The organism is Streptomyces sp. NPDC058620, from assembly GCF_042717135.1.
In the GTDB taxonomy this organism is placed as follows: Bacteria; Actinomycetota; Actinomycetes; order Streptomycetales; family Streptomycetaceae; genus Streptomyces.
The window spans coordinates 1-6,385 of the sequence record NZ_JBHXQO010000114.1 but is presented as its reverse complement, the minus strand read 5'-3'; the positions used below and the strand labels follow the sequence as shown (position 1 = coordinate 6,385).

The following is a 6,385-nucleotide window of genomic DNA, read 5'->3' as shown; positions in this document are numbered from 1 at the left end:
CAGCAGACCGCCACCATCGCCAGCAGCGTGCGAATGTGAACACGACGGCCAAACCTCGGCCCTCGACGCGCACCGCCAACCATGCACGAGCTCGTTAGCGTCACTCATTGCGCTAACGCACCCGCCCCGAAAACCGAGCACCCTCACGTGTGCCGAGGCCCTGGGGCCAGCCCCGATCAGAGATCACGATCTATGGCTGGAGTACTGGCCAGCTCCAGCTCTGTGCTTGCCGTGCGTTCTGAACTCACTTTGTGAAGGCTTCTGTTGCCTGCCGTCAGCTACAGGTGCCGATGATGGTGGTCCTGGCGCGCGGGACGGTGGTCAGTTTGGCGGGTGGAGTCGGTTCGGGGGGACGGCTGCGGGCTGCGGAGGTGCATGATCTCGTCGTGCTGGGCGGCGAGCCGGGATAGCGCGAGCTTCTTGAACGCGGTCAGCTCTTCGATGGACTTGTCCCTGTCGGCGAGATGGTCCTTCAGCTCGGCGCTCTGGGCCTTCAGGCGTGCGATCTGGGCGTCTCTGGGGTTCTGGCGCCTTCCCGGCCTCCCGGAGGGCCGCCAGACGGTACGAACTCGTCACTGAGGTGCTGGTATGGCCCTTCTCGAACGCTGCCGTTGCGGTCCTTCTTCGGGTAGAAGCCGGTGCGGGTCACTCCCGCTTCTGCTGCGAGGGTCTTGAGGTCGCATCGGCCGCCGGGTGGAAGTTCGCCGCGAAGGAGCCGGTCCATGGCGGCCCGGATGGCTGCCTCGTTTCGGGTCCGGTCGGTGTCACTGATCCTGCCCATGCACTCCTCCAGGGGTGGCGGTGAGGGCCGCGTCGATGGCGGCGACGATGTGGGGGCCCGCTCGGCCTCGGCCGTGAGCCGTGCCTTCTCGGCTTTCTGGGACCGGCTGATCTTGCCGATGAAGACCCTGCTGCTGACTGCTGCTGAAGCCCAGACGGGCCGGTGGCAGGGGTGGTGGGTGGCCTGCGGGCATCGGGCAGAGTCACACATCCCGGCCAGGGGCCGGCTGCGGTCTTTGGTCTGGCCGAGCTTGAGGCAGAGGGCCTTGTCCGGGTCGATGAACCAGCAGTAGTTCGCGATGCCCAGGTGCAGGGTGCCGGCTCGCTGCGACAGCAGGTTGATCACTTCCTGGTCGCTGCGCTTGATCTGCGGGCCGGTCGTGTCCTGGAGGAGTTCGGTCTCGACGGACTCGAAGAAGCTCACGAGGTCACGGGCGCCCGGGCCGACTGACTGGTGGCCTGCCTGGAAGTCGCGGAATGCCTGCAGGGTCAGGGTGAGGTTGCGGTTGTGTTCTGACTCGCCGACCTCGGCGAGGAACTTGGCCTGTGCTCCGCCGGGCCGGTTCGCACAGCCCTCAGTGATGACCACGGACAGGTGTTTGAGCTGGATCTTTGCGGCCAGAAGTCCGCCGGGGCGGTGGACGATCTCGACGGCCAGGGTGCGTCGCAGGATTCGCAGGTTGAGCGGGTCATGCGGAATCGGAGCGAGGCCGAGACGGGCCCCTTCTTCGCCGTTGACCCACTCCCGGAAGCGTTCGTAGCGGCCGTGGAAGACGAGGGTTTGTGGAAGCAGGTGGGACGCATCGGGGCCGGCGAGTTGCCGGGCGACGCCAGCCGCCTCGTATGCCTCGGCGGCGACGACCCATTCGTCCCAGACGCCCCCGATTTCCCTCCCTTGATCAGCTTGCCCTTGAGGCGGTGCCGGACCCGGCCGGGCCCGATTTTGTCCGCGGCGAACAGCGAGAGAGTCCAGGGGGGACCTGCCCGTCGCCGTCCGCGCGGTCGATGACAGCGGCGTGACGCACCCAGAGGGGGGCCACCCCGACCTGGGCGAGGGTCTGCTCGAGCAACGGGAGGATGAGCTCCCAGCGTCCGCCGGGTTCCACCCAGTGACGGCGGGGATCCGATCCGCCCGTTCTGACCTCCCTGACCAGGGCCTTGAGGCTGACGTGGAACAGTGGGTCGGTCGGATCCCATTCCTTCGTGATCTTGTAGTCCAAGGTGTCTGGAGCCGTCTGGACCAGGGGTCTACCGGTCCTCGCGTGCTGCTGCAACGTCTCGACCAGGGCTGCTTCCCGCTCGGCCAGGGGCATCGCCGGACCCCTCCTGCACCGTGGAGAAAACCAGCACCGGCTTCGGCGTCCCTCTCTTCCTCTCCTCTGCTGGAGCACCACCACCGCCTGCTCCGGGACTGTTCCTCCGTCAGGAGCGTAGACCCGCTTGCCGCAGGCCGATCGCCGCCAGGTCGGCGATGACCTGCTCGTCGCCGCGCCGCCAAGCTGCTGCGAAGCCGCCGGGTGGCGTGGGCAACGCTGCGAGTTCGCGCGGCGGGCCGGCGAGGACGCGCAGCGCGAGGAGGTCGGCGCCGCCCGCTCCGGCAGCGATTCGCCGGGTGACGGCGCTGCGGCGGATCCAGCGCAGGCGCGGGGGCAGCCACAGCAGCAGCACGAACACCGTCGGGATGACGATCAGGGCGACCGTGGTCAGCGTCGCCACCTGGCCCACTGTGTCCTGGAGCGAACGGCCTGCGTCGGCCAGCCCGGTGCCGGCCTCGGCGGCGGACCTGAGCGGCTTTTTCAACTGGTCTCCGACGAACGGCACCTTCGAGGCGGCGTCGCCCGCGTCGACGAGTCCGTCGGAGAGGCTGGTGCCGGCGTCTTCCGCCTTGCGGCCCGGATCAGCCAGTCGCATGATCGCGTCGCGCACGGCCAAGGCCAGCTTCACCGCGGCGTAGATCAGGGTCGCGGCGATCAGGTCCGCGAGGACCTGGCGGCACCGACGTGCCGGGGTCTGGGCGTAGAGGCGCATGAGTGTGCTCCTTTTCCGGTAGGGCATCGACGGTCGGCGACTGCTCGTTCGGCTACCCCGATCGGGTGGGGGCATTGGGAGGGCGGGACGCCGTGTGCACCGCCGCCCCATGGGCCGGGTAGCGTGGCGCATCATTCGAAGGGCTTATGGCGTGCCTCACCAGTGGATCGTGGTGCAGGTGGGAGCGACTTTGCGTAGGCGGACGGACACCTTCACGGCAGTGTGTGTCTCAGAGGTAACCCTGATGGGGCTCGAGTTCGGTGAGCAAGAGCGAGGACACGCTGTGGTCCACCTCTTGGTGGCAATAGAGCGGCTGAGCGGCTGCGAGGATCCCAACTGCGCGCTGAAGAAGACTTCGTGAAGCTCCACCAGACCCGGCCCGCGCTCGCACGCGCTTGTGCCCATCGAACGCTCACCGTGTGCTTCGATGGCCGTCGTACGACCCACCGGCCCTTCAGGCCGACACGAGTGCGGGCTCCTCGCCGGTACCTCGCATCGCGGCCGCAGGATCAGGAGCCGTGGCTCGTCGCGCTGCGCTGGGGGAGTGAAGCGACTGTGTTCCGGAAGCGTATGACTCGGGGAGTTGGCGTCCCGCCGGGACCGGTCGGTGCGCAGTCGTCTTCCGCAACGCCAGGTGGTGGACGGGCGCTCGCTTCTGTTGCTGGGCAGCTCATCCGCCCTCGGCACGGCAGTTACGATCGCCTGTGCGCGGCCCGCCCGGCCGCGGGACCGGGAAGCAGTGGGACGGGGAGGCGGCGCGTGGGCAGACGTGACTGGCGCGGGTTGTTCCGGCGCCGTCGTGCGGACGAGTTGGCGCCGATCGACGCCGACATCACAGCATTCGGAGAAGAGCTCGCCCGCCACGTGTTCGTTCCAACCGGACAGGATTCCGACGCTCTCGTGACCGAGGACTTGCGACGCGCGCTGGAGGCGTACGAGCGGGCGAAGAACGACTTCGTCGGCGACCGCGATCGACAGGACGCCGAGGACGTCATGCGTGCCCTGGCGGACGGCCGGCACGCACTCGCGTGCGCGTCGGCGCGCGCGGCGGGTGACCTGCTGCCGACGCGCCGTCCACCGTGCTTCTTCGACCCGCGTCACGGTCCGTCGACGGCGGCGGTGCGATGGTCACCGCCGGAAGGAGCGCCGCGCCTGGTGGATGTTTGCGCGGCGGACGCCATACGAATCCAGGAGGGGCACGCGCCGATCGACACCGGAAGGCTCCCTGTGCCCGCGCCCCGCACCACCCGCCAGGCCCCGGTGATCGCGCCCCGCACGCCTTCGCCTGCCCCGACGCGGCGGGCCCAGCCACGTCCCGTTCCCGGTACGCAGCCCCTGCCCGAACAGGGCACCAACTGGCGGCCGTACAGGATGTGGCCTCCCGGTACCCCCGCCGCGCAGCGTGCAGAAGGGTCGGGAAACCTAGAGACCGAGCTGCTCCGACCGGACACGGAACAGCCAGTGATCCTCGTGATCCGGCTGCATGCCGGTGGATCTGCCGAACTCATGGGCCGTCCGGCGAGGCGGCGCCTCATCAAATTCGGCAGCGGTGTGCGGCGAATGATCGTACCTCTACCTCCGAACGGCAGCGAGTCGGTACAGGTCAGGCTGGAGACGCACCGCACATGGCACATGTGGCTCCAACCGCTCGACGACCTCGTGCCGGTGCTGGAGACGAAGCTGAATTCCAACGGCCCCTACCTCTTCCGCTACCTGGGAGGTCCGGCCACGATTCGAGTCAGCCAACGCAACGGCGGTGCGTTCTGGCTGGACGAACTGACGGGCGGAGGGGAAACAGGGCAGCGGCTGATCACCGGGAAAGGCACGTTCGACGGTGAGGCCCGGCTGAGAGGGCCGGGCTTCATCCATGTCCGGTCCAGTGCGATCTGGCACGTGACGCTGCTCCGCTCCGACCAGGCAGACCAGGGTTCCGCCGTCCCTGGAGGGCCGGGCCGTCCGACGGCGGACCGGCCTCGGTAGATGACGACCCTCCAGCGTAAAGTGCCTGGTCAGCGTGGCTTTCAGGCCCAGTCCAAGCGCTGGGCAATTGAGCGGACGTTCGCCTGGATGACCGCGCACCGGCGGCTCGCCCGTGCCTGCGAGACCGATCCCGTGCGGTCCTAGACCATTCAAAGCTGAGTAACATTTGAGCTGAAACCTCATCAGCAATGGCGTAATCGCCCTCTGGGAAGCTGCTTTGGTCTCCTCTCCCGGGGAGGGGAACAACTGCGGGAGCGCTCCGGCTCAGGGCGCCGGCTAGGCGCGAGAGCGACTGGCCATGGACGGGCCGGAACCGCCGTGGCCAGCACGGGGGTTCCTCGTTGTTCCCGAACCGTGGGTACCCGCCAATTCGCAGGGCCGCGGGGGAAGCCATGTCACTGACGACGGCCGAAGCCGGGGAACCGCTCCCTTCGGCTTCCCCGTTTGCTGCAGCTGCCCATCAGACGCATCGTAGGAAGCGAGGGAGGGGCTGATACCGACCTCTGTTCACCCCTGCAGCACCCCCTCTGTCGTGTGCGGTGCGAGGGAAGGATCTCACCATGCCTGATCCATGGATGCCCCAAGCCCTTAGGGCGGACGTCGGGGACCATGCGCCGTGTGCCCCCGAGTTCCCCGCAAGGGCTATCGCGCACATCACGGCGGACAGGGAGGCCACTGCCGCGGCCCCCCTGGATCTGGTCCCCTTCGCCAATCTCAAGGGTTTCTTCACCGGCAGTGGTAAGGGCCGGGCTCCGCACATACTCTGGGATCCCTTCACAGGGGCGTTCGCCCAGTTCTTCCCCGCCACTTCCCGCAGTCGAGCCGTTTTCGACGCCGCCGGTGGTACTCGTACCAACCGGGCAGGCAAGGTCGTCATCCAGATCGAGGCCCTGTTCTTCCCGCACTGCCGAGTCAACGGCAAGGTGTTCGCAAGGCTGGTCGACACCCCTTGCAAGGGCTGGGGCAATCTCAACGCTTGGATCAGCTCCTGGGGCGTACCGGAGGTCTGGCCGATGGGTCGACCGACATCCCTGTCCCGCGATACGTGTCCAGCCGACAAGTGGAAGTCACAGGGCGGGTGGTACGCCCATGCCCATGTCCCGGAAAACGACCATGTCGACCCCGGTTCCTGGCCGGCGTTCGAGTCGCAGCCGCCTGGACCGTCCCCTGCTGAGCCCCAGTTCGAGCCGTTCCCCGGTACATCGTTCTTGCAGGCGGGACGCAAGTCACCCATCATCGCGAGAATGCACGTCCGGCTCGTCGCCGAAGACTGCAACCGTTACACGTCCAACACCGATATCGACGTGTGGGGACCGGGCGATGTGAGGTCCTACGCTGCCTGGCAGCAGAAGCTGGGTCTCGAGGGCAGCGCCGCCGACGGTATCCCCGGCCGGTTCAGCTGGGACAGGCTGGGCGTCCCCAAAGTCTGAGATTCCCCGCCCGGCGTGGAGTCCGTGACAGCAGGGGAGCGGGTTGTCGTGTCGGAGAAACGTCACAGCGGCTACTGAGGTTGAACTCGGAATGTCGTGCTGCTGATCAGACGGGTCTGATGGTCAGGCCGGTCTCGGTGAGGCAGCCGTCTATGAGGTGGCTGCGG

4 protein-coding genes are annotated in these 6,385 nt (G+C 67.8%); 2 read left to right on the top strand and 2 right to left on the bottom strand.

Annotation, left to right across the window (positions count from 1 at the left end; genetic code table 11):
* Positions 1-493: 493 nt before the first annotated feature.
* Both ACFWSK_RS37165 and ACFWSK_RS37160 read right to left on the bottom strand, forming a co-directional pair.
* Entirely contained in the window at positions 494-1,369 is an 876-nt protein-coding gene (locus tag ACFWSK_RS37165) for a hypothetical protein (RefSeq protein WP_383796464.1), read from the bottom strand.
* A gap of 833 nt (positions 1,370-2,202) precedes the next feature.
* Entirely contained in the window at positions 2,203-2,808 is a 606-nt protein-coding gene (locus ACFWSK_RS37160) for a hypothetical protein (RefSeq protein WP_383796461.1), read from the bottom strand.
* Positions 2,809-3,567: 759 nt separating this feature from the next.
* Here ACFWSK_RS37160 and ACFWSK_RS37155 point away from each other — a divergent pair.
* A complete protein-coding gene (locus ACFWSK_RS37155) occupies positions 3,568-4,788 on the top strand; it encodes a hypothetical protein (protein ID WP_383796458.1) in 1,221 nt (406 codons plus the stop codon).
* Positions 4,789-5,348: 560 nt separating this feature from the next.
* The gene (locus tag ACFWSK_RS37150; RefSeq protein WP_383796455.1) at positions 5,349-6,218 is read left to right on the top strand and encodes a peptidoglycan-binding protein; all 870 of its coding nucleotides are present in this window, start codon (positions 5,349-5,351) and stop codon (positions 6,216-6,218) included.
* Positions 6,219-6,385 lie beyond the last annotated feature (167 nt).